We start from the raw sequence: 23,026 nt of genomic DNA, 5'->3' as shown, positions 1-23,026 counted from the left end.
TCGACATCCACGGCCGCTCCACCATGACCAAGGACGAGCTGGTCGGAGCGCTGCGCAAGGAGAGCGACCGGCGCACCTCGGGGAGCGGACGATCCCCACGGAGCCGCTCCCGCTGAACCGGCCGCGACCGGCACGCTCGGAGCTCCGGGCGTGCCGGTTCCCGGTGCCTAGCTGCCCTGGATCTCCCCGCCGACCGGGGTCAGGGTCTCGCCGGTGTAGTAGGACGAGAGCCTCTCACTGGCGAAGAACACGTAGGACGGCGCGATCTCGTCCGGGTCGGCCGCCCGACCCATCGGTGCCTGCTGACCGAACCCCTCGGTTCCCCTCTTCCCGAGGGTGGCCGGGATCAACGGGGTCCAGACCGGACCCGGGGCCACGCAGTTGACCCTGATCCCCTGGTCCATGAGCAGCTGGGAGAGCGACACGGAGAGGTTCATGACGGCCGACTTGCTCGACGCGTAGTCGATCAGCGACGTGTTGCCCCGCAGACCGTTGATCGACCCGGTGATGATGATGGAACCACCCTCGGACATGTGCGGCAGCGCCTCGCGGACGGTCCAGAACACCCCCATCACGTTCACGTCGAAGGTCCGGCGCAGCTGCTCCGTGGTCAGGTCCGTGAAGTCGTCCACCGGGGTCTGTGTGGCGGCGTGCTCCACGAGGACGTCGATCCCGCCGAGCTCCTCCACCGCCCGTCCGACCAGGTGCGCGCACGCGGACTCGTCGGCCAGGTCTCCCCGCACGCCCACGGCCCGGCGACCCTGCGCCTGGACCAGGTCCGCGGTGTGCTGGGCCTCGGCGTCCTCGCTGAGGTAGCCGAAGACCACGTCGGCGCCCTCCTTGGCGAAGGCCACCGCCACGGCCCGGCCGATCCCGGAGTCGCCGCCGGTGATCAGGGCGCGCCTTCCCTTGAGCAGGTCCCTGCCCTCGTAGTCGCGCATCTCGTCCCTGGGCCGGGGCTCCATCGGTTCGGTCCGACCGGGGTGGGGCTGGCTCTGCGCTGGTGGTCGTCGGTCGTCCATGGCGATCCTCCCCTTCAGTGGGCCTTCCCTGACCGCCCTGCCCGACGTGCGGAACCCCTACACGTCGGGGGAGTACAGGACGACTTTCCGCTTGACGGAGTTTCCGTAGAGGCCACACGGGTCAGGGCCAGGGGTGGAGGAGGGATCCATGAGAATCGGCTACAAGCTCTTCGCCGAGGGCTACGGGCCCCGGGAGATCGTGGACCAGGCCGTGCGCGCCGAGCGGGCCGGGTTCGACTTCGTCGAGGTCAGCGACCACTTCCACCCCTGGCTGTTCAGCCACGGGCACTCCGGGTTCGTGTGGTCCATGCTGGCGGCCATCGCGGAACGCACCGGTCGGATCGAGATCGCCACCGGCGTGACCTGCCCGTTCCTGCGCGTTCACCCGGCGATCGTCGCGCAGGCGGCGGCGACCACGGCGATCCTCTCGGAGGGTCGCTTCACCCTCGGCGTGGGCGCGGGGGAGCGCCTCAACGAACACGTGGTGGGCCGGGGATGGCCCGACGTGACCGTGCGCCACGAGATGCTGGTCGAGGCCGTGGAGATCATGCGTCTGCTCTGGTCCGGGGGGTACCACTCCTACCGGGGCGAGCACCTGGTCCTGGAGGACGCGCGGGTCTTCGACCTCCCCCAGCTCCCGCCCAGGGTAGTGATGGCCGCGGGTGGGAGGCGGGCGGCGGGCCTGGCGGCCGACCACGGCGACGGCCTCTTCGCGACCGAACCCGACTCCACACTCACGGAGACCTACCGCGAACGTGGCGGCAACGGTCCCTGTTACGGAGAGGTGCCCCTGGCCTGGGCCCCCGACGACCGCGCGGCGCTGGAGTCCGCGCGGGAGCTCTTCCGGTTCGGCCTCACCGGGTGGAAGGTCCAGTCCGAGCTGCCGAACCCGGTCAACTTCGAGGCGGCGACCGCCCTGGTCAGGACCGACGACATGGCGGAGGTCTTCGGATACGGGCCCGACCCCGAACGCCACCTCGACGTGGTGCGACGGTTCGCGGAGGCGGGCTTCGACCACTTGGTGCTGACCAACGCCGGACCCGACCCGGAGGGGTTCTTCGCCTTCTTCGAGACCGAGCTGGCCGAACCGATCCGGAACCTCGCGCGGACCTAGGGCGTGACCCCGATCGGCGTGGCACACTCGTGCTCCGGGACACGGACCACGGAGGGCTCATGCCGGACCACGTCGTACTGGGCATCTGCGGCAGTCTGCGGAGGGGGTCGTTCAACGCGTCCCTCCTGGACCTGGCCCCGAGGGTGGGGACACGGACCACCGTGGTCGGCGGTGACCTGGCCGGGCGCCTGCCGCTGTTCAACCCGGACGTGGAGAACGACGAGGGCTCCTGGCCGGAGGCGGTCCGGGAGTTCCGCGCGCTGGCGGAACGCGCCGAGGGCGTGATCATCGCGACCCCGGAGTACGCCCACGGCCCCGCCGGGGTCACGAAGAACGCCATCGACTGGCTGGTGGGCTCCGGGGGTCTGGTGGGGCGGCCGACACTCCTGGTGAGCGCCTCCCCGGGCCAGGCTGGCGGCATGCGCGCCCACGCGCCGCTCATGCCCACACTCACGCTCCTGGGCGCGGTGCTCGTGGACTGCGTGGTGGTCTCACGGGCGGGCTCGCGGACCAACGCCCGGGGCGAGTACACCGACCCGTCCGTCGTGGAACGGATGCGCCTGGCCGTGGCCGAGCTGGAGGAGGCCCTGGGGTACGCCGCGGTCAGGCGGGCCCACGGCCCCCTGGCCGGGGCGTGACCGCTTCGGTGCGGCTCAACCCCCGATGACCAGGCGCGGGACGATGTGGATGAGGGAGAGGGCCTCGTAGAGGGCGCCGACCACGAACAGCGCCATCGCGGGCGGAACGAGGCGACCGACCTGTCGCAGACCGTGGACGTACCCCTCCCGGCGGGTGGCGGCGCCGACGGTCCGGGGGCGCAGCCAGGCCCTGCCCAGGAGGTACGCGCCGAGCACGACGAGGACGTAGGCCTGGAGCTCGATCAGGATCGTCAACGAGTGCGGGATCAGCGTCTTGGCCACGGTCGCGTCCATGGGGGCGAGGACCACCCCCATGGTGAACGCCTTGTGGGCGAACAGCGCGATCCCCGCGAAGGGCACGACCATCGACGGCAGCAGGATCAGGGCCAGGGCGACGGTCAGCACGTTGACCGCCAGGATGGTCAGCGCGAACAACCAGGCGTTCCCGAGCAGTGCGGTGACCAGGGCGGCGGTGCCGTCCTCCTCCTGGTCGGTGATCATGGCCGCGTTGAGCTCGGGGAACGCCAGGGCGGCCCCCATCCCCAGGAGGAGGAGCCCGTACACGACACCGTTGAGTGCGAGGTAGGCGCCGAGGTGCGCGCGGATGATCTGGAAGGACGGGCGGAGGAGCCGCATGGTGGTTCTCCCGGATGGAGTGGTGGGCGGTGCGGCGCCCATCCGAAACCATGACCCCGGGGCAGGGTCAAGCCCTTGACCCTGCCCCGGGGGCAGGGTGTGGAATGCGTGGGAACACCGTTTCACGGGGACAAGGAGGCGACTCGTGGCGTGGAGCACCCGGCAGGTGGCCGAACTCGCGGGAACCACGGTGAAGGCCGTGCGCCACTACCACCGGATCGGACTCCTGGACGTTCCCGAGCGCGCCGCGAACGGGTACAAGCAGTACGGGGTCCCGCATCTGGTCCGACTCGTCCAGATTCGTCGTATGAGGGACCTGGGCGTTCCACTGTCGGAGATCGCGAGGATGGACCGGGCCGACGAGGAACCGGACGAGGCGATCCGCGCGCTGGACCGTGAGCTGGAGGCGACCGTCGACCGGCTCAACCGGGTACGGGAGGAACTCGCGCTCCTCCTCCGCCACCGCGCCCCCGCGCACGTCCCGTCCGCGTTCGCCCCGCTCTCCGGCGAACTCACCGAGCGCCAGCGGTCCCTGCTGACGGTGTACTCGTCCGTGCTCAGCGAGGACGCGATGGCGGTGTTCCACGAGGAGATCAGTCGGCCCGAGGAGGCGGAGGACGACTTCGAGGCGCTGCCCCCGGACGCGGGCGACGGGGCGGTCGACGCCCTCGCCGCGCGTCTGGTTCCGGTCGTCACCCGGGGGCGCGAGCGTAACCCGGCGTCCGCCGACCCGACGGCGGACGCCCCGGGTGGTGCGCGCCGCGCCGAGCGCACTCTGGCCGCCGCCGTCACACACCTGTACAACCCCGCGCAGATGCGGGTCCTGAAGCGCCTGCACGAGCTGCTCCGGGAGACACCGACCCACCCGGACCGCCCGCCGGACCGTGAAACGGAGCGCGGCACCGGTCACCCGTTCGACTGACCGTCTCTGATACCGCGGTCCGCGCCCAGGGGCTTCGAGGGTCGTTCGCGTGCCTGCCCGCCTTCCCCGGACGCGGCCGAGGACGACGCGCTCGCTGGGGGAGCCCGGTTCGCCCGCGTCCGGTGGCCGGGCGAACCCCGGTGAGGGCTCGGGGCGGGGCCTGTTCCAGGGAGCCCGCGCCCGAGGGCCCGTGGCCAGGACGTTCCGTCGGCGACCCGCCCCGGGGCCCTACAGCGCCTGGGCGCGGGCGATGTGCCCGCTGAGCAGGGGCCTCAGGGAGTCGGGCAGGCTCCGGGCCGGAGCACGGACACCGGACTCGTCGATCAGGCCGCGCTGGCGCAGGCACTCCTTGCGGACGGCCAGGGCGATCCCGACCTGCTGCTCGAAGGTGATCAGCGGCAGGTACTCCAGCAGCGCGGCGCGGCTGCGGCCCGGGTCGGCCGGGTCCCAGGCGTCCACGCAGGCCACCAGGGCCTCCGGGTAGGAGAAGCCGGTCATCGCGCCCGCCGCGCCGCAGGCGAGCTCGTCGAGCAGGTTGATTCCGCCCAGGCCGCCGAAGACGGGCACGTCGCAGCGGGCGGTCAGCTCGGCCACGGCGGCGGGGGTGGGCGGCGCCTCGGCCTTGACCGCGCTGACGTAGGACCTGCTCGCGACGAGGTCTCCGAGGACGGCGGCGGAGATCCGGACCCCGCTCACCACCGGGTAGTCCTGCACCACCAGGTCGGCGCCGGTGGCCTCGTGGACGGCGTCCAGGTGCGCGCCGAGTACGGCGGGGTCGGCGCTGTTGACCTGGACCATGGCCCCGGCGAGCCGGTCACCGACCAGCTCCACGGCGGTCGTCGCCTCCTCGACGGTCGGGGCCGTCCCCAGGCTCGTGCAGCCCACGACCAACGGCAGGTCGGTGGTGGCCAGGACCGTCTCCAGGACCAGGCGGCGTTCCTCACGGCTGAGCTGCGCGGCCTCCCCGAAGACGCCCAGCACGGTGAACCCGGTGACCCCGGCGCCCTCAGCGTGCTTGACCAGTCGTTCGATCCCCGCCGTGTCCACCTCCAGGGTCTCGCCCCTGAAGGGTGTGGCCAGCACACCCCACACGCCCGGTCTCATCAGGTCACCCATCGTCAACTCCGTTCGTCCGCGTCGGCGCCCCAGAGTGGCACAGGCGCCCCACCAGGGTTCCGAGCGGGGTGGCCCCTCGCCGGGCCAGCACGGTGCGGGGCGGCGCGCGGGCGGACCGGGGGCGGCGGTGCGCCGCCCCCGTTCGCGTCCTCCGGTACCTCCGGGGGTGCTCGCGGCTCAGCCGTGTCAGGGCGCGGGAACCGCCCGTGCGGCCGAGGCCGCCCGCCGCTCCATGGCGCCGAGGAGGGCCGAGTTCGACGAGACCACCCTCAGCCCCCGCGCCCGCAGCCGTTCGGCGGCGGCGAGGCTCGCGAACCCGCCGCCGGGCACGACGACCGTCCCGACCCCCGGCGCCAACCTCCGCAGGACCTGGCGTTCGAGCTCGGCCTGGTCCACGGCGAAGCGCGCTCCCCGGTCGAAGAGGTCCGGCCGTTCGATGCCGTCCCACTCCGGCGGCAGCTCGAACCGGACGACCTGACGCACCCGTACCGGCAGGTAGGCGCGGATGGCCTCCAGCGTGCCGTCGCTGAACCACGGTGGGGCGACCACCGCGACCCCGTCGTCTCCGGTGCCGTCCAGTTCCTCCCGGATGGCCTGGCCCGCCGTGACGGTGGGGACCCCGCCCGACAGCTCCTCGACGTGCGCGGCGAAGGCGTCGTCGAACGCCGTCCCACCGAACACGCTGCTGCTGGCGAAGCAGTAGCCCAGCGCGTGCACGCCCAGATCGCCGAGTTGGCGGACGGCGGTGTCCAGCCCCGTCTCGGAGAGGAGCACCCCCAGGTCGAGGCCGGTGAACTCGGTGCCGAAGGGACGCGGCGTCCAGAACCGCGCGGTGTGCACACTCGTGTCGGGCCCGGCCGAGCGCCAGATCTCCGCCTCGGGCACGGGGTCGTTGTGGATGACCAGGATGCCGAGCCTCGTCCTCATACCCGGACCTCCACCTTCCGCTTCTCCGGGCGGCGCAGGATCAGCGGGGAGATGAGCATGCCCGCGGCGGCGAAGGCGGCGGTGAGGCCGAACGCCCACCGGAACTCCACCCCGGTCGGGTCGGTGCCCAGGATGATCGTCAGCAGGGCCACCGTGACCGCCGCCGACAGGTACTGGGACGTGGTCATGAGGGCACCGGCGGTGCCCTGGTGCCGGTCGGGCACGTCCCGGGTGCCGATGACGAACATGGACGTGTAGATGACCCCGTGGCCGAACCCGCTGAGGAGCAGGCCGGGCAGCAGGTGGGTGGTGTACGTGCCCGACCCCAGCATGGCGGCGAGCAGCGCCAGGCCGACGAGGCTGAGCAGGAAGCCCACCGTCATGGTCGTTCCCGCGCCGACGCGTTCCACCGCGCGGCCCGCGGCCATGTTCCCGAAGGTCACCATGACGGCCAGAGGAAGGAATCCCAGCCCCGCCTGGAGCGGCGTGAAGCCCTCCAGCTTCTGGAGGAGCAGGGTGACGAGGTAGAACTCCGAGCCCACGCTCGCCATGTACAGGTAGGTGGCCACCACACCGGCCCCGAGGGAGCGGGTACGGCGCAGTGAACGGTCCACCATCACGTTGTCGGCCCGCGACTCGTGGGTGAGGAAGGCCAGCCCCAGCACCACCGCGACCAGGAACGCGCCCCCGGTGTAGGCGTCCGAGGCCTCCGGGTCCGCCACCAGGGTCAGACCGATGACCAGCGCCAGGAGTGCGCCGGTCCCCATCATCGCGGCGGACAGGGGGACGCGCGCCCCCCGCTCCGTCCGAGAGGCCGCGGCCAGCCACAGCAGGCCGCCCAGGGCCGCCAGCAGCGTGAGGGGGATGTTGATGAGGAAGGTCAGGCGCCAGGAGAACTCGGTGAGGACACCGCCCAGGATGGCGCCGACGGCGAGCCCGGAGGCTCCGATGGCGCCCCAGACCGCGAGGGCCCGGGACCGGGCCGGTCCGGCCGCGAAGGTGGCGCTGATGAGGCCGATGGTCGCCGGTTGGAGGAAGGCCGCCGACAGCCCCTGCGCGCCCCGGCTGACCAGCAGCGCCACCCCCTCCTGGGCGAACCCGCCGAGGGCACTGGCCGCGCCGAAGACGAGGACCGAGACCAGGAAGACCCGCTTCGCGCCGACCCGGTCGCAGACGCGTCCGCCCACCAGCAGGAGACCGGCGAACAGGAGGGCGTAGGCGCTCACGATCCACTGGAGCACCGACGACGAGAGGCCGAGGTCGAGCCCGATACTGGGCATGGCCACGTAGATGATGGAGTAGTCCAGCGCGATGAGGAACTGCGCCAGGCACAGGACGCCGAGCGCGCCCATCGCCTGGGGACTCCCCGTCAGTGTGCGAACCGTGTTCACTGAGTCACCTTCCTGGCGGATTGCGTGACCGGTCCGTGCAGGTGACCGGCGAGTTCGTTGACGGTGGTGGCGACGTGGTCGGCGCCCGCGGAGAACAGGGTGTCGGCGTCGGAGACGCCCCAGTCCACCCCGATCGCCGCCATCCCGGCCCCGACCGCCATGGAGACGTCGTCGGGGGAGTCGCCCACGACCACGCACTCCTCGGGCAGCAGCCCGAGGGAGCGCGCGGCCAGCAGGGCCGGGTCGGGGGCGGGCTTGCCCCGGGGGGACCGGTCGTGCCCGACCACCAGATCCGGGTGGCGGTCCAGCCCGGTGGACTCCAGCAGCTCGTGGGCGCTCCGCGTGATCTTGCTGGTGACCACCGCGATCCGCAGCCCCTCGGCTGCCAGGTCCGTCAGCAGCTCCGGGATCCCCGGGAACACCAGGGACGAGGCCGCTTCCCGGCTGCGGCGCGCGAAGGACTCCCGGAAGAGCGCCTTGGCCTCCTCCCGGACCGCGTCGTCGGCCCGGGGGAGGAGCCGGGGCAGGATCGCGTCGAGCGGTCTGCCGATCAGCCCGCGAACGCCGTCCGGCAGCGGCACCGCGCCGTACGGGGCGCAGGCGTCGTGGAAGGCGGCCAGGATCACCGAGGGCGAGTCCACCAGGGTCCCGTCCAGGTCCAGGAGCACACCGCGTACGCGCGTCATGCCCGCACCGCCGCTCCCGTGAGCCGCCCACCGGCGGACACGGCGGCCTCCGCGACCGCGAGGCGGGCCGCCAGCCGGGTCGTGGACTCCAGGACCGCCCGGTTGACCAGGGCACTGCGACCGTCCGTCGCCTTGGAGATGGCCGCCAGGACGAACGGGGTGAGCGCGGGCCCCGTCGCACCGGTCGCGCGGGCCTCGCGCAGGGCGTCCTCCACCATCGTGTTGAGCAGGTCGGCGTCGATGCTCCACTCCTCCTCGATGGGGTGGGTGACCACCACGGAGGAGCGGGAGACGGCCCCCCAGTGCCGGTGCATGACAGCGGCCAGCTCTCCCAGGTCGTCGATCCGGTAGGGGACCGGCTGACCGGTGCTGCGCGTGTAGTAGCCGGGGAAGTCGTCGGACCGGTACCCGATGACGGGCACCCCCACGGTCTCCAGGTACTCCAGGGTCAGCGCCGGATCGAGCAGGGACTTCGCCCCCGCGCAGACGACCGCCACGGGCGAGCGCGTGAACTCGGTGAGGTCCGTGGAGATATCGAAGGAGACCTCGGCTCCCCGGTGCACGCCGCCGATCCCGGCCACGGCGAACACCCTGATCCCCGCAGCGACCGTGGCGATGAGGCTGGAGGAGACCGTGGTGCCCCCGGTGCGGCCGCCGTGCAGGGCCACCGCCAGGTCCCGGGTACTGATCTTCTGGCTGTCCGCGGCCTTGGCGAGGCGCTCCAGCTCGTCGTCGGAGACCCCGACGCGCAGGGCGCCGTCGATCACCGCGACGCGGGCGGGGACCGCCCCCTCGTCACGCGCGCACCGGTCCACCGCGAGCGCGGTCTCCAGGTTGTGCGGGTAGGAACCCCCGGCGACCACCGAGGTCTCCATGGCGACGACGGCCGCCCCGGTCTCGACGGCGGCACGGACCTCGTCGGAGACGATGACGTTCGACTCGACTGTTCCGGTCATGTCCGTTCCTCTCACTCTCCACGCTCACGGCGGGCGTCGTCGGTCAGCGACCCCTGGGCGGTCACCAGTTCCGGGCCGACCAGTTTCGGGTGGTTCTCGGTGATACCGCCGACCACGGTCTCGTAGGGGAAGTCGTCGAACTCGCCGCGCCAGCGGACGAACTCCATGTGGCGGCGGCCCTGGTTGTCGAAGGGGTGGTAGTAGCTGTCCTCGCGGCCGTCGAACTCCAGCGGCCGGATGCCGTAGAGACGGCACAGCAGGGTGTTGAAGACGGGGGTCGCGCGGATCCAGGTGTCGTCGATCCGCACCGACACCAGGGCGTGGAAGGTGAAGAGGTCGTCGCCCATGAGCTCCAGGAGGCGGTCCGACGCCAGGTGGTTGCGGACGTCCCCGTAGACCAGCCGCGTGGGGATGCCCACCGAGCGGGCGGCCGCCGCGTAGACGATGGACTTGTGGACGCAGAACCCCTGGCCGCGTCTGAGGATGCTGGACGCGCGGACGCCCTCGCGGGTGAGATCGGCGTCGTAGACCTCGTAGCGGACGCCGTCGCGCACCGCGTCGTGCAGGCGCACGGCCATCTCCCGGGGTGGGGCGTTCCGGTCGGGCAGCGCGCGGTCGACGAACTCCCGGACCTCGGGGCTCTCGTGGTCGAGGAAGTAGGTCGGTTCCGTCAGGGTGTGGGTGTCGGTCTCGGTCACGGTGATCCTCCGGTCACAGGCCCAGGGCCTTGGCGATCTTCTGCCGTTGCACGGCGTTGGAGCCGGAGTAGATGGGGCCGCTGAGGGCGTCGCGGACCCCGATCTCCATTCCGGTGTCGGTGAGCACGCCCTCGCCGCCGAACAACTCCACGGCGGCCTGGGCGGTGCGGATGTTGGCCTCGCTGGTGAGGATCTTGGCCACCGCGGTCTCGGCGGTGGCCCTGTGCCCCGCGGAGACCGCCGCCCCCGCCGCGTGCAGGGCCTGGCGGGCGGTCTGGGTGGCGATGTGCATCTCCACGACGGTGTTGCGCACGCCCTGGAAGTCGGAGAGCGGCCGACCGAACTGGTGTCGGCCGCCGACCCGTTCCACGACCCGGTCCAGGCGGTGGCGCATCTCGCCCACGTTGATGACGAAGGCGATCAGGATCTCCCAGGTCATCACGCGGTCGAGGATCAGGAAGCCGGTCCCCACACCACCGATGACGTTGGCCCTGGGGACCCGGCACCCGGTCAGGCGCAGCTGTCCGAAGGGGGAGGTCCGCAGGGTGGTCTTGTCCAGCGCGGGGCCGAAGTCCGCACCGGGTGTGCCCCTCGGGACGAGCACGGCGCTCAGGCCGAGCGGGCCGGGGGTGTCGGAGGTGCGGACGTAGACGACCGCGAGGTCGGCGACCGGACCGTTGGTGACGTAGGTCTTCAGGCCGTCCAGCTCCACCTGGTCACCGTCGAAGCGGCCGGTGGTGGACATCGACAGCACGTCCGAGCCGGTCTCCGGCTCGGTGATGGCGTGGCAGCCGATGGACGTCCCGGCGGCGACGGACGGCAGGTGAAGGCGGCGGAGTTCGGGGCCCGCGAAGCCGTTGAGCGCGAACCCAGTGCTGGCCAGGTGGGTGGCCGCGCTGAAGTTCAGGCCGGAGTCACGGACGGCGTAGCCCAGGCCCTCGACCACGTCCATGAGGTCGGTCAGGGAACCGGCGTGCCCTCCGACCTCCTCGGGCAGGCAGGAGCCGAACAGGCCCGTGCCCGCCAGCTCCCGCCAGGCGTCCCGGGAGAAGACCGCCTCGCGGTCCCGGTCGAGGTGGCCCCGGTTGATGGCCGGGGCGACCAGTTCCACGCGCTCGCGTACCCGGGCGAGCGCGGTGTCCTCGTCTCGCGGCGGTGCCGCGGTGGTGGTCACCATGCTGTTCACGTCCGGTCAGTAGGAGGAGAACTCGGGCGAGTCGAGGTCGTGCCGCTCGTCGCCGCAGAGAGGGGGGTTGAACACGCTGACGAGTTCCAGGTCCTCGTGGTCGCTGGCGATCAGCAGGTGCGGGTCGTGCTGGTCCAGGGCGTAGAGGACGCCCGGGGTGAGGTCGATGCGCGTTCCGCCGTCCTTGCTCTCGACGAAGCCGCTGCCGCCGATGCAGTAGCAGGCCTCCAGGTGGTTGGCGTACTGGAGCCGGGAGACGGTCCCCGCCCGCACCACGGTGTGGGCGACGGTGAAGCCCAGGTTGTCGTCCTCCACCAGCAGGCGGTCGCTGGTGCCGTTGCCCCAGTCGATGGTCTCGGTCTTCTCACGGGAGCGCTTGAACACGGTTCTCTCTTTTCGGTTCGGAGGGGGTCGGGCGGGCGGCGGGTCAGATCCGTTGCCCGGTGTTGGTCCCGATGAAGTCCGCGATCGCGTCGATGGTGCGGAAGTCGGCGGGGGAGATCTCGACGTCGGTGACGGGGACGTCGAAGGAGGACTGGATCCACTCCACGAGCGCGAGGAGGGAGAGGCTGTCGACGACACCGTTGGCGAGCAGGTCGTAGTCGCTGGGAATGCGCTCCCCCGCCAGGTCGGGGGCGTGGGCGGTCACGATGCGTTCCTGGATCCGGTCGCGGATGTCGGTGGTCATGTCGGTCACCTTTCGAGGAGTCGGCTGATGGCGCCGTCGCGGTCGGTCTTGCCGGTTCCGGTCACCGGGAAGGGCTCCGTGGTGAGGAAGGTCCGGCTGGGTACGGCGGTCGGGGTGAGGGTCGAGGAGACGGCCGAGCGCAGGGCCAGGTTGGAGACGGCGGCTCCCGGCTCGACGAGCACGGCCGCCAGGAGCTCCCTGTCCCCGGAGCCACGGCCGCGCGCGGTGACCACGGCGTCGGCCACACCGGTCTGGTGGCGCAGCACGGCCTCGACGGCGTCGAGGGACAGGCGCACACCGCGCACCTTGACCTGGCGGTCACTCCGTCCGGACAGGCGCAGGGTGCCGTCGGGGGCGGTGGTGACCAGGTCGCCCGTGCGGAACTCGCGCCGCCCCCCGACGGTGCGCCAGGCGTCGTTCGGGGCGTTGACGTAGCCCAGCGCCTGGAAGGGGGTGGAGACGACCAGCTCACCGGTCCCGTCGACGTGGTGGTGGACCCCGTCGATGGGGCGGCCCAGGTCCCCGGCGGTCGCGCGGCACAGGTCAAGGACGAAGCTGTCGTTGGTCTCGGTGCTGCCGTAGACGCTCCACAGGTCGGCTTCGGGAAAGGCCGCCCGCAGGTCGGGGAGGGTCTCCAGGGGGTAGAAGTCGCCGGTGGAGATCACCGTGCCTATCCGTGGCGCGGGCAGACCCGCACGGGCGATCAGGGTGAGCACGACCGGTACGGCCTGGAGGAGGGTGACACCGTGCGTCCGGGCCGCCTCGGCCAGGGCCGGACCGTTCGTGAGGTCGTCCTGAGGGGCGAAGACGACCCGGCCACCGGCGGCCAGGACCGCCCACACGTCCAGGGTGGCGATGTCGAAGTTGATCGGGGAGAGGCTGAGGGAGACCGTGTCGGTCCCCAGGCCGAAGTGGCCGCGGGCCCAGTCGACGAAGCGGTCGACGCCCTCGGGGTCGTGGGCGACGATCTTGGGCCTGCCGGTCGAGCCGGAGGTGGTGGTCCACAGACCGTGCGCGTTCGCGAAGTCCTCGGTGCGGTCGCGCAGGTCCTGACTGATCCGGGCGGTGTACTCGGCGCCCGCGTCGTGGGGGACGAGGAGCGCGGGGCGTCGGAGCCGCTGGACCGCCAGGGTGTCGATCACGGCCCGTCCGTCACGTCCGGCGCGCACGACGTGGACGCCGGAGGGGGGCTCGCCGGGATCGGTGGCGTGCACCGCGGCGACCAGTTCCCCGAAGGTCATGGTGTCCTCGGCGAGACTCAGCGCCACGGATTCCGGTCGGTGGTGGGCGTGTTCCTGGATCATTTCCCAGACGGCGGGAGTAGCCACGGTTATCGGCTCCTCGGTCACGAGAACGGCGGATGGGTCCGGAGGTTCGTACGGTTTTTCTGGCGAGTGCGAGACGCCGGTGCGGGGCTGGTTCTGCTGGCGAATCCGGTGGTCGTTCGGCTGCCAGAGCAGAACTTAGGTAACGCCGCCACGTATTGGCAATAGCGTTGTGGGAGATTCCTTTCAGCCGGTTTCGGGTACCAGGTACCGCGAACCCCGGACAAGGAAACTCTCATTTCCCGGGACGATTGCTCGAACGTGCCTGGACGAGGGCTTGAGCGATCCTTGAACGCGGTTTCGGCGACTCCTGGCCGCGCGGTGCGGCGGGGTGCGGGCCGTGAACGCGAGCCTGGGGCAGGCGGTGCGGGAGTGTACGCGAGGTAGCCCGGAACCCCGTGGGAGAGGGGATGTGACGGCCCCCGGTGTCCCGGCGGGGGTCCCCGCGCCCTCCCCGTCCGGGCCTCCTGGCAGGTGGAGGCCACATCGCACCTGGCAGCTATGTGCCATTGCAGGAGTATGCCAGTCGATCCTGCTGACATTCCCCATCCGAGCGTCGATGATGGAAATCAGATCGACGGACCGGAGAACGGAATTCACGAATCCCGTCCGTGACGCGGATCCCGAGAAAAGACACTCCGTGGTCACCCACGGTTCACAGAAAAGGGAAGTGACCTTCATGGTTGGTATCAAGCGATTCCTCTGCGCGGCCGGTTTCACCGTCATCGCCATTCTCGGATCCGGCGGCTCGGTCCTCGCCCAGGACGCGAACTCGCCTTCGCAGTGCTCCAGCGTCGAGTGCGGCGCCGGATGGCAGTGAGACCGGAATGGGGACGAGGAGGGGTGGCCCGGTGAACTTCACGATTCTCGGCACGCTGGAGATCCTCAGGGAGGACCGGACGTGCACGCCCAAGGCGCCGAAGGTCCTCCAGGTCCTGGCGATGCTGCTGCTGCGGGCGAACCACCCCGTGCCCATGGGTGTCCTGATCAGGGAACTGTGGGGGGACCACCCGCCCAAGAGCGCGGTGACGACCGTGCAGACCTACGTCTGCCAGCTCCGCAAGGCCGTCGAACGGGCGGACGCTACGACGGAGGTACCCGGGCTCCTGGTCACGCGCTCCTCGGGCTACCTCCTGCGGGTCGCCCCCGAGCAGCTCGACGCCCTGGAGTTCCAACGGCTCCTCATCGAGGGGCGCCGCCTCCTGGAGGAGGGTCACCCCGACCCGGCGTCACGGCGCCTGGGCGAGGCGCTGGACCTGTGGTCCGGCCCCTGTCTCGCCCACGTCCCCCGGGGCCCGTTGATCGGCTCGCACGCGGTTCGGCTGGAGGAACAGCGGCTGCACGCGCAGGAGTTGCGGATCCGGGCCGAGTTCCTGCTGGGCCGGGAGCGGGAGTCGATCTGCGAGCTGCGGTCCCTGGTGATGGAGTACCCGTTGAACGAGTGGTTCCACGGCCAGCTCATCCGCGCGCTCAACGGAGCCGGGCGCCGCGACGAGGCTCTGACGTCCTACCGGAGCCTGCGGCTGGCCCTCTCCGAGGAACTCGGCCTGGAGCCCTCGCGCGAGCTCCAGTCCCTGCACCAGGAGGTGCTGGGCGAGAGCCCGGTGCCCCTCACCCGCCGTCTGCGGCCCCGCGTTCGGCGGGAGACCCCTCTCACCCTGGCCGCCGAGTGACCCCCGGGCCGATCGGCGTTCAGACCACGCCCTCCCGTTCCGTGACCCCGTCCAGCGAGGACGTGTCGATCCAGCCCAGCGCGGTCGCGAGGACGCCCGCCTGGAACCGGCTCCGGGCCCCCAGCCGACGGCTGAGGTCCGCGGTGATCCGGCGCGCGGTGCGCACCGACACCCCGAGCTTGCGCGCGATGGTCTCGTCGGTGTTGCCCTCGGCCAGCAGGTTCACCACCGCCTGCTCCTGTGTGCTCAGGCCATGACGGCCGCGTGGAGCGCTGGCCCCGAGGGGGTTGGCGCCCTCCCACACGTACTCGTACAGGGCCAGCAGGGCCGTGACGACACCGGGGCCGCGCAGCACCAGGGCGCTGGCGGAGGAGTCGTCGGGGTCCGTGGGGATCAGCGCGGTGGTGCGGTCGAAGAGGATCATCCTGGTCGGCAGGGTGGGAGCCGTGCGGATCTGCGCTCCGAGCTCGGTCAGCTGGGAGATGTACCGGACCGTCCTGGGGTCGTTCATCACACTGTCGAGGTAGACGTCGCGGAGTTCGACGCCCCGGTCCAGCAGCATCCGGTCCAGGGGAAGGCTCGCCTCCAGGTTGTCCTGCGTCTGCGCGCCCCCGTCCGCGAACGTCCAGAACGAGTGGCGGCACTCGTGCACGAACTCCTCGATGCGCAGCCGGATCGCGTCGATCCCGTGGAGCTGCTCGATGTCCATGGTCGCGCGGATGCGGTGGCTCTCCTCGAACTCGGAGATCAGCTGCGTGATGGCCGAGCGGGCGGTGGCCAGCTGCTGCTGCCGCTCCAGGAGGTCGGACTCCTGCTGGACCAGCAGCGACTGGAGGGCGAACTCGGGCCGTACCAGGACCAGCTCGTCGGTCTGCTCCCAGGACCGCCGGACCAGGGACAGCCGGGCCAGTTCGTCCAGCGCCGACCGCACCCGTTCCACGGGCCAGTCCAGGAGGCGTCCGAGGTCCCGTACTCCCGCGCGGGGCTCGGCGAACATCGCTCGGTAGACACTCACCGCGTCCTGGCCGATGCCGATCGATCCGAACACGACCTTCCTCCAGCCGCTTCTTCCCTATCGATCTCCTGGGCCGTCGGGCATGCCGGGACGGAGACCCTGCGAAAACATTCGTGCCAAGTGTGGAGTCCGCGGGGCCCCACCGCAAGAGTGGTTCACGATCCGTTCAGGAATCACTTGCCCGTGCCTCGATGAACAGTCGGAAAACATGAGAATCATACTCCTGCGGTTGTCCGTCCGCGACCCGTTTCCCCCTGAACAGATCAGGACGGCGCTCTACTCCTCTTCCGTTCCCGGTGACATGTTGGAGCACCTCTATATCGAAATGGCCGCCGATCAGGCAGAACTCGTCTTCTTCCTCCACGAGGACGTCGGGGGCCACGCGACGGGAACCGTCATGGGCCTGTGGGCAAGGGTTGTGCGCGGCCATCCCGCTCTTGAGGCCTGGACCGTCCTGGGGGTCGGCCCCGCCCGCACCGTCGATCCCGGGCGGCCGTGAGCCGTTTTCCCGTGCCTGACGTGGACGGACGCGGAATGATCATGCTTTTCCCCGAAGATCAGACCGGGAAAGGCCATGGTGGGTGAATCATGAAGCGGTTCCCCTTCTCTCCGTCCGGTTTTGACGAGTGAGGGTGAGCCGAAGTGGAGAAAGGTCGTTCCGTGCTCATTCCGTCACGTTGTGAGAGGCCTGCGGGTAATGGGGCGGAAGAAGTCCGTTTCTCGGTCCCGGGCCGCCTTCCGGCATCCTTCGAGCCCCTCCGCCGAGCGCGGGTGGGATCACCGGAGGTATCGGGTCCCCGGACCTTTCACCGCCCACAGAACGCCCGTGTCCCCGGGCGGTTCGTCGAACCGCCCGGGGACACGGGCCGAGTCTTCAGCGGCGGGAGCTCCGGCCGCCCGAGGCGGCGGTCGCGCTACGCGGAGCGCTGGTGCGCCTTCCACTCCCGGTGGAGTGCGCGCCGACGCTCGAACTCCTTCTTCGCGCGCACGCGCGGGTCGGTCTCGGGGCTCAGAGCGGCCGGGCCCATGACCTGCAGGAGCGCGTAGTTGATTCGGAACCCCGTCCTGTACAGCAACGAGAACGAGTCCTTCCCCTGCGGCTTGTCCATGGCCGTTCGCCTCACTGTTCACCGGGGTCGCGGTCACACGCCGCGAGAGTGCAATCGGGCAGAGAGTCCATCGCGGTCAGCTCCGCGGCTCCTCCCTGATCAGCAGCGTACCCGCCCGGTTTCCGCGCCCCTGGTCGGCCCACCCCGTGGGAGTTCGACACGCTCGGGGCGTCGTCAGAGGTGCGCCGTCGCCCCGAGGGCCGCCTCACCCGCTCCGAGCGATCAGCCGTCGGCGGTCTCCCCGGCCCGGAGCTTCTCCACCGCCTGGCGGCCGAGGCTGCGGGAGATGTGCTGGCGCATGATGTCCTCGGCCCCTGAGGGATCACCGTCGATCACGGCGTCCGCGAGCGCCTGGTGCTCACCGCGCACGCGCTCGATCTCCGCCTCGGTGTCGGCCCTGTACTTCAGCGTGAACTGGCGGTACCGGTCGGCCTTGTCCCACAGGCTGTCGAGGATCTCGATCATCGGCTCGTTGTGGGAGGCCCGGTAGATCGCCCGGTGGAACTCCCGGTGGGCGATGAGCGCTGGGAGCTCGGAGGTGCCGGTGAGCGGATGCAGGGCGCTGACGGCCTGGCGGACGAGCGCGATGTCGGCCTCGGAGCGCCGTTCGGCGGCCCACCGGGCGGCGAGGGGATCGATGTTGAGGCGCACCTCGTACAGACTCTGGGCCTCCGTGAGGGTCAGCTCGGTGACCCGTGCGTCCTTGTGCGTGGCCAGGGCCATGAGCCCCTCGCTGGCCAGCCGTTTGAACGCCTCGCGTACCGGGGTGGTCGAGATGCCCAGCTCCGCCGCGATGCCCTCCTGGTTCACCGCCTCCCCGGGGCTCAACTCGTCGGCGAGGATGCGCTGCTTGATCTCCTCGTAGGCGTACTCGCTCTTGCTGAAGACCTGCTTCGGTGCCACGTGTCCCGTCCTCTCTGCGGAGCAAGGATACCGGCTGAGCGCGCCTACTTACATCGTGTAGCCTATAGGCTAGGAGGTGCGATGTCGATCGATTCACACCGCAGCCGACGGCGGCTGCGAACCCCTGCGGGCGAGCTCGATTTCTTCCGTCTCGACGCCGTGCCGGGCGTGTGGGAGCTGCCCTTCGCGCACAAGGTGATGGTGGAGAACCTGCTTCGGCACGAGGACGGGGACCTGGTCTCCGTTGACGACGTGAGGGCGGTGGTCGAGGGCCGGTCCGGTGCGCACGAGATCGCCTTCCACCCCTCGCGGGTCTTCCTGCACGACACCAACGGAGTCCCCGTCCTCACCGACCTGGCCGCGCTGCGGGACGCGGTGGCCGCGCAGGGAGGGGACCCGGGCCGCATCGAGGGCGTCGTCCCCGCCGAGCTCACGGTCGACCACTCGGTCTCCACCGACTTCTTCGCCCGGCCCGACGCCCCCCGGCTCAACGTCCGGCGCGAGTACGAGCGCAACGGCGAGCGCTACCGCTTCCTCAAGTGGGGCCAACAGGCGCTGGACACACTGAAGGTCGTCCCGCCCGGCGCGGGGATCATGCACCAGATCAACGTCGAGCACCTCGCCCGGGTGGTCGAGGTCCGCGACGGCCTGGCCTTCCCCGACACCGTGGCCGGGACCGACTCCCACACCACGATGGTCAACGGCCTGTCGGTGCTGGCCTGGGGTGTCGGCGGCATCGAGGCCGAGGCGGCCATGCTGGGCCAGCCCGTCTCCCTGCTCATCCCCCCGGTGGTCGGAGTCGAACTGGTCGGGGAACTGCCGCCCGGGGTGACCGCCACCGACCTGGTCCTCACCGTGACCGAACGGATGCGTCGCCTGGGCGTCGTCGGGTCCATCGTGGAGTTCTTCGGCCCCGGGGTGGCGGCGACCAGCCTGGCGACCCGGTGCACCCTGGCCAACATGAGCCCGGAGTTCGGGTCGACCTCCGCGATCTTCCCCGTCGACCAGCGCACCCTCGACTTCCTGAGGCTCACCGGGCGCGACGAGGAGCGGGTCCAGCTGGTGGAGGCCTACGCCAAGGAGCAGGGCCTGTGGCACGACCCCGCCCACCGTCCGCGCTTCGATCGGACGGTGACGGTGGACCTGGGGGAGATCGTGCCCAGCCTGGCCGGTCCGCGCCGCCCCCAGGACCGGGTGGACCTGGGCGACACCGCGCGGGCGCTGCACCGCTGCCTGTCCGCGCTGGGCCGGGTACCGACCGGGGGCGGCTCGACGGCCGGGACCGACGAAGCCGCCGGGTCCGACGACTCCGCCGAGCCCTCCGTGGAGCCGGAGCCCGGGGCTGACGCCGTGTCCGACGCCGTGTCCGGCGCCGCCGACGGTCCACGTGACGGAGCGGTCGCGATCGCGGCGATCACCTCCTGCACCAACACCTCCAACCCCGCCGTGATGGTGGCCGCCGGGCTCCTGGCACGCAACGCGGTGCGGCGCGGCCTGCGTCCCCGGCCCTGGGTCAAGACCAGTCTGGCCCCGGGCTCCCGCGTGGTGGTGGACTACCTGGAACGCGCCGACCTGATGGGCGACCTGGAACGCCTGGGGTTCGGCCTGGTCGGGTTCGGCTGCATGACCTGTATCGGCAACTCCGGATCCCTCCTCCCCGAGGTGGAGTCCGCGGTCAGGGAGCACGGTCTGGTGGCCGCCTCGGTGACCTCCGGGAACCGCAACTTCGACGGTCGCGTCAACAACGACGTCTCCCTGAACTTCCTCGCCTCACCGCCCCTGGTGGTGGCCTTCGCCCTGGCGGGCACGGTGGACGCCGATCTGACGAAGGAACCGCTCGGCACGGGGTCGGACGGGGAACCCGTCATGCTGTCCGACCTGTGGCCGACCGAGGCCGAGGTGGCGGCGGTGTCCTCGGCCTCCGTCGAACCGTCCATGTACACCGAGGTCTACCGCACCCTCTTCGACGGCGACGAGAACTGGCGGGAGCTGACCGCCCCCGAGGGGCCGGTCTTCGCCTGGGACCCCGCGTCGACCTACCTCCAGCGCCCCCCGTTCCTGGACGGCGCGGCGGGCTCCGCAGCCACCGGACCCGGTGGGCACCGTGACGTCGTCGGGGCCCGGGTCCTGCAACTCCTGGGTGACTCGGTGACCACCGACCACATCTGTCCCGCTGGTCGCATCCCCTCCACGAGCGCGGCCGGAACCCTCCTCACCGACGCGGGCGTGGCGGCGCGGGAGCTGAACACCTACGCCTCGCGGCGCGGCAACTGGCGGGTGATGCGGCTGGCCGGGTTCGCCAACCCCCGGCTGGAGAACCGCATGACCCCGGACCTGCCCGGCGGCAGGGCCGTGGACTTCGGCGCCGACGGACGGGACCGCGTCGTCGACGCCGTCCACGTGGTCGCGGACCGCCACATGGAGCGGGGCCAGGACCTGATCGTGATCGGCGGAAGGGAGTACGGAACCGGCTCCTCCCGTGACTGGGCGGCCAAGGTCACCACCCTGCTGGGCGTGCGGGCCGTGCTCGCCGAGTCCTTCGAGCGCATCCACCGTTCCAACCTGGTCGGGATGGGAGTGCTCCCGTTGCAGTTCGAGGACGGCCAGAGCGCTCGGAGCCTGGGCCTGACGGGTGAGGAGGAGTACGCCTTCACCGGGATGGAGGGGCGCCGGGAGGTCCCGGCCGTCCTGCGGGCCACCGCACGGCGTCTGGGCACCGGTGAGGTCGTGGAGTTCACGGTACGGGCCCGGCTGGACACCTCGCGCGAGCAGCTCTACTACCGCCACGGCGGACTCCTGCCCTACATCCTGGAACAGGCGCTTCAGGGGCCGCGAAGCGACTGACCCCACCATGACCTCGCACACCCGAGGGCCGCCCGGATCGCTCCGGGCGGCCCTCGACGTGGAGCGCGTCCTCGTCAGACCCTGTCGTGTTCTCCCGTCTCCTCCGTCTCGCCCTCGGCCACGGGGCGGGCCGGGTGGGCGGGACGCAGCCGTCGCCACACCGTCCAGACCAGCCCGAGCAGCAGCAGGCCGTACAGGGCGATGGTGATGGGGCTGCTGATGAGCGTGAGCGGGTCGTTGCCGGAGTTGGCCATGGCGTCACGCAGGGAGTACTCGGCCAGCGGGCCCAGGATGACCGCGATGAGGATCGGGGCCAGCGGAACACCGGTGCGTCGCATGACGAAGGCCAGCGCCCCCAGGACGCACATGATGGCCAGGTCGGTCCTGCTGGCGCCGGTGGCGTAGACACCGAGGCTGGCGAAGACGGTGATCCCGGCGTAGAGGTAGGACTGCGGCAGCAACAGCAGCTTGGCCCACAGCGGGGCGAAGGGCAGGTTGATGATCAGCAGGACCACCGTGGCCAGCAGGAGCCCGGCCAGCAGAGCCCAGACGACGTCGCCGTTGCGCTCGAACAGCAGGGGGCCCGGCTGCATCCCGTACTGCTGGAAGGCGGCCAGCAGGACGGCGGCGGTCGCCGAGGTCGGCAGGCCCAGGGACAGCAGTGCCCCCATGGCGCTCCCCGCCGTGGCGTTTCCCGCGGCCTCGGGCGCGGCCACGCCCTGGATGGCGCCCTTGCCGAACTGCGGCTTCCCGCGCCGCCTGTCCAGTTGGCGTTCGGTGCTGTACGCGAGGAAGGTGGGGACCTCGGCGCCGCCGGCGGGGATGATGCCGAAGGGCACCCCGATGCCGGCGCCGCGCAGCCAGGCGGGCAGCGCCGCCCGGAACTCCCGCCCCGACAGCCAGGGCCGTCCCTTCGAGGAGACGAGTTCGTGCGCGCCTCGGTGGCCCACCCGTCCGGCGGCGTGGAGCACCTCGCCCACGGCGAGCACGGCCACGGTGATCACCACGATGCTGATGCCGTCGAAGAGCGCGGGGACCTCGAAGGTGAAGCGTGCCGTGCCGGTGGACTGGTCGGTGCCCACCAGGGCCAGGGCCAGGCCGATCGCCAGAGCGGCCAGGCCCTTGAGGGGGGACTCGGAGACGATCGCCGAGATGGCGACGAAGGCGAACAACGCCAGCGCGAAGTACTCGCCGGGGCCGAACCGGGTCGCCAGGTCGGCCATGGTCGGAGCGAAGAACACCACCAGGACGGTGGCGAGGAGGCCGCCGAGGAACGCGCCGATGGCGGACGTGGCCAGGGCCTGCGGGGCCCGCCCCGCGCGGGCCATGGCGTGCCCCTCGAAGGTGGTGGCGATCGCGGTGCTGTTGCCCGGGGTGTTCATCAGGATGCCCGCGGTGGAGTCCCCGAAGAGGCCACCGAAGTAGACGCCGCTGAACAGGATCAGGGCCGCCAGCGGGTCCAGCGTGAAGGTCATCGGCAGGAGCAGCGCCACCGCCATGGCCGATCCCAGGCCGGGCAGCACGCCCACCGCGGTGCCCAGGAACGCGCCGAGCGTGATCCACACCAGGTTCATCGGGGTGAGGACGTCCCCGAACCCGCCGAGCAGGTGGGTCAGCTGGTCCATGTCACCAACCCCCCAGCAGGCCGGAGGGGAGGTTGAGGTCGAGCAGGCCGCTGAAGACGATCTGGATGGTCGCCGCCATGACGAAGCCGACGGTGAGGTTGCGCGTCAGGTTGCGGTTTCCCAACCCGGTGGCCACGGCCGCGAACATCACGGTGGCCATGACGAGCCAGCCGACGACGTCGATCAGCGCGCTGAAGGCGACGAGGCCGAGCATCACCAGGGCCACGGCGCGCCAGTTGGTGCGCTCCTGGGTGGCCAGGGCCCGACGGCGCTCGGGGGTGCGCCGCAGTGCCGCGGCGATCAGGAGCGTGCCGATGACCGTCGCGAGCGCGGCGACGAACCAGCCGAAGCCCTGCGGGCCCAGCGGGCCTCCGTCACCGATGACGTCCATCCCGAGGTTGCCCAGGGTCAGGACGACGGCCATGAGCAGCAGGACGGCGCCGATAAGCAGTTCGCCGCGCCCCTCCCAGAAGGAGAGGGGGCGGGCGGGTCCGGCTTCCTCCGGAGGGTCGGCGGCTGGGGACTGGTCGAGCGTGGTGTCGGACATGTTCT

General features: G+C 71.3%; 24 protein-coding genes. 7 read left to right on the top strand and 17 right to left on the bottom strand.

Going from position 1 to position 23,026, the window contains the following annotated elements; genetic code table 11:
- Window positions 1-167: 167 nt before the first annotated feature.
- Window positions 168-1,022 (bottom strand): SDR family oxidoreductase, encoded by an 855-nt coding sequence (locus ACFW3L_RS02145; RefSeq protein ID WP_378735344.1) that lies wholly within the window; start codon window positions 1,020-1,022, stop codon window positions 168-170.
- A 148-nt stretch (window positions 1,023-1,170) separates the two neighbouring features.
- Between ACFW3L_RS02145 and ACFW3L_RS02140 the strand changes: the two genes are divergently transcribed.
- Both ACFW3L_RS02140 and ACFW3L_RS02135 read left to right on the top strand, forming a co-directional pair.
- Entirely contained in the window at window positions 1,171-2,136 is a 966-nt protein-coding gene (locus ACFW3L_RS02140; protein ID WP_378735342.1) for a TIGR03557 family F420-dependent LLM class oxidoreductase, read from the top strand.
- Between the two features lie 59 nt (window positions 2,137-2,195).
- The gene (locus ACFW3L_RS02135) at window positions 2,196-2,774 is read left to right on the top strand and encodes an NADPH-dependent FMN reductase (RefSeq protein WP_378735340.1); all 579 of its coding nucleotides are present in this window, start codon (window positions 2,196-2,198) and stop codon (window positions 2,772-2,774) included.
- A gap of 15 nt (window positions 2,775-2,789) precedes the next feature.
- On the opposite strand, the gene ACFW3L_RS02130 is transcribed toward ACFW3L_RS02135, so the two are convergent.
- Complete coding sequence (locus ACFW3L_RS02130; RefSeq protein ID WP_378735337.1) at window positions 2,790-3,410, bottom strand: stage II sporulation protein M; 621 nt, start codon at window positions 3,408-3,410, stop codon at window positions 2,790-2,792.
- Window positions 3,411-3,555: 145 nt separating this feature from the next.
- Between ACFW3L_RS02130 and ACFW3L_RS02125 the strand changes: the two genes are divergently transcribed.
- Window positions 3,556-4,332, top strand: coding sequence for a MerR family transcriptional regulator (locus ACFW3L_RS02125; protein WP_378735335.1), 777 nt, complete (start codon window positions 3,556-3,558; stop codon window positions 4,330-4,332).
- A gap of 228 nt (window positions 4,333-4,560) precedes the next feature.
- Here the strand turns inward: ACFW3L_RS02125 and ACFW3L_RS02120 are convergent, their stop codons facing one another.
- From ACFW3L_RS02120 to ACFW3L_RS02075, 10 genes are all read right to left on the bottom strand, one after another.
- The gene (locus ACFW3L_RS02120; protein ID WP_378735333.1) at window positions 4,561-5,448 is read right to left on the bottom strand and encodes a dihydrodipicolinate synthase family protein; all 888 of its coding nucleotides are present in this window, start codon (window positions 5,446-5,448) and stop codon (window positions 4,561-4,563) included.
- A 186-nt stretch (window positions 5,449-5,634) separates the two neighbouring features.
- Window positions 5,635-6,375: a hypothetical protein gene (locus tag ACFW3L_RS02115; RefSeq protein ID WP_378735331.1), complete on the bottom strand. Its 741-nt coding sequence runs from the start codon at window positions 6,373-6,375 to the stop codon at window positions 5,635-5,637.
- Window positions 6,372-7,766: an MFS transporter gene (locus tag ACFW3L_RS02110; RefSeq protein WP_378735329.1), complete on the bottom strand. Its 1,395-nt coding sequence runs from the start codon at window positions 7,764-7,766 to the stop codon at window positions 6,372-6,374. Before ACFW3L_RS02110 ends, ACFW3L_RS02115 begins: the two co-directional genes overlap by 4 nt.
- Window positions 7,763-8,452, bottom strand: a complete 690-nt coding sequence (locus ACFW3L_RS02105) for an HAD family hydrolase (protein ID WP_378735327.1) — start codon at window positions 8,450-8,452, stop codon at window positions 7,763-7,765. The genes ACFW3L_RS02110 and ACFW3L_RS02105 overlap by 4 nt, the downstream gene beginning before the upstream one ends.
- On the bottom strand, window positions 8,449-9,408 hold the full coding sequence (locus tag ACFW3L_RS02100; protein WP_378735325.1) for a pseudouridine-5'-phosphate glycosidase: 960 nt from the start codon (window positions 9,406-9,408) through the stop codon (window positions 8,449-8,451). Before ACFW3L_RS02100 ends, ACFW3L_RS02105 begins: the two co-directional genes overlap by 4 nt.
- Window positions 9,409-9,419: 11 nt before the next feature.
- A complete protein-coding gene (locus tag ACFW3L_RS02095; protein ID WP_378735323.1) occupies window positions 9,420-10,106 on the bottom strand; it encodes a transglutaminase family protein in 687 nt (228 codons plus the stop codon).
- Window positions 10,107-10,119: 13 nt separating this feature from the next.
- Window positions 10,120-11,283: an acyl-CoA dehydrogenase family protein gene (locus ACFW3L_RS02090; RefSeq protein WP_378735396.1), complete on the bottom strand. Its 1,164-nt coding sequence runs from the start codon at window positions 11,281-11,283 to the stop codon at window positions 10,120-10,122.
- 15 nt (window positions 11,284-11,298) lie between these two features.
- Window positions 11,299-11,676 (bottom strand): ectoine synthase, encoded by a 378-nt coding sequence (locus ACFW3L_RS02085; RefSeq protein ID WP_378735319.1) that lies wholly within the window; start codon window positions 11,674-11,676, stop codon window positions 11,299-11,301.
- Between the two features lie 43 nt (window positions 11,677-11,719).
- A complete protein-coding gene (locus tag ACFW3L_RS02080) occupies window positions 11,720-11,980 on the bottom strand; it encodes a phosphopantetheine-binding protein (protein WP_378735317.1) in 261 nt (86 codons plus the stop codon).
- Window positions 11,981-11,985: 5 nt separating this feature from the next.
- Window positions 11,986-13,308, bottom strand: coding sequence for an AMP-binding protein (locus ACFW3L_RS02075; RefSeq protein ID WP_378735315.1), 1,323 nt, complete (start codon window positions 13,306-13,308; stop codon window positions 11,986-11,988).
- Between the two features lie 676 nt (window positions 13,309-13,984).
- On the opposite strand from ACFW3L_RS02075, the gene ACFW3L_RS02070 reads away from it, so the two are divergent.
- Both ACFW3L_RS02070 and ACFW3L_RS02065 read left to right on the top strand, forming a co-directional pair.
- Window positions 13,985-14,125, top strand: coding sequence for a hypothetical protein (locus ACFW3L_RS02070; protein ID WP_378735313.1), 141 nt, complete (start codon window positions 13,985-13,987; stop codon window positions 14,123-14,125).
- 31 nt (window positions 14,126-14,156) lie between these two features.
- Window positions 14,157-14,978, top strand: coding sequence for a BTAD domain-containing putative transcriptional regulator (locus tag ACFW3L_RS02065; protein ID WP_378735311.1), 822 nt, complete (start codon window positions 14,157-14,159; stop codon window positions 14,976-14,978).
- A 19-nt stretch (window positions 14,979-14,997) separates the two neighbouring features.
- Here ACFW3L_RS02065 and ACFW3L_RS02060 read toward each other — a convergent pair whose 3' ends face one another.
- Window positions 14,998-16,026, bottom strand: a complete 1,029-nt coding sequence (locus ACFW3L_RS02060; protein ID WP_378735309.1) for a LuxR C-terminal-related transcriptional regulator — start codon at window positions 16,024-16,026, stop codon at window positions 14,998-15,000.
- 175 nt (window positions 16,027-16,201) lie between these two features.
- Here ACFW3L_RS02060 and ACFW3L_RS02055 point away from each other — a divergent pair, with 175 nt between their 5' ends.
- Window positions 16,202-16,492, top strand: a complete 291-nt coding sequence (locus ACFW3L_RS02055; RefSeq protein WP_378735307.1) for a hypothetical protein — start codon at window positions 16,202-16,204, stop codon at window positions 16,490-16,492.
- Between the two features lie 415 nt (window positions 16,493-16,907).
- Here ACFW3L_RS02055 and ACFW3L_RS02050 read toward each other — a convergent pair whose 3' ends face one another.
- Window positions 16,908-17,102 (bottom strand): hypothetical protein, encoded by a 195-nt coding sequence (locus tag ACFW3L_RS02050; protein WP_378735305.1) that lies wholly within the window; start codon window positions 17,100-17,102, stop codon window positions 16,908-16,910.
- 222 nt (window positions 17,103-17,324) lie between these two features.
- On the bottom strand, window positions 17,325-18,005 hold the full coding sequence (locus tag ACFW3L_RS02045) for a GntR family transcriptional regulator (RefSeq protein ID WP_378735303.1): 681 nt from the start codon (window positions 18,003-18,005) through the stop codon (window positions 17,325-17,327).
- 81 nt (window positions 18,006-18,086) lie between these two features.
- Between ACFW3L_RS02045 and acnA the strand changes: the two genes are divergently transcribed.
- On the top strand, window positions 18,087-20,849 hold the full coding sequence (acnA, locus tag ACFW3L_RS02040) for an aconitate hydratase AcnA (protein ID WP_378735301.1): 2,763 nt from the start codon (window positions 18,087-18,089) through the stop codon (window positions 20,847-20,849).
- 74 nt (window positions 20,850-20,923) lie between these two features.
- Here acnA and ACFW3L_RS02035 read toward each other — a convergent pair whose 3' ends face one another.
- Window positions 20,924-22,474 (bottom strand): tripartite tricarboxylate transporter permease, encoded by a 1,551-nt coding sequence (locus ACFW3L_RS02035; RefSeq protein WP_378735299.1) that lies wholly within the window; start codon window positions 22,472-22,474, stop codon window positions 20,924-20,926.
- 1 nt (window position 22,475) lies between these two features.
- Window positions 22,476-23,021, bottom strand: coding sequence for a tripartite tricarboxylate transporter TctB family protein (locus ACFW3L_RS02030; RefSeq protein WP_378735297.1), 546 nt, complete (start codon window positions 23,019-23,021; stop codon window positions 22,476-22,478).
- Window positions 23,022-23,026: the final 5 nt, after the last annotated feature.

This window comes from Nocardiopsis sp. NPDC058789 (assembly GCF_042745575.1).
Classification (GTDB): domain Bacteria; phylum Actinomycetota; class Actinomycetes; order Streptosporangiales; family Streptosporangiaceae; genus Nocardiopsis; species Nocardiopsis eucommiae.
The sequence above is the reverse complement of the archived record's forward strand: the minus strand, read 5'-3'. Positions and strand labels throughout refer to the sequence as shown.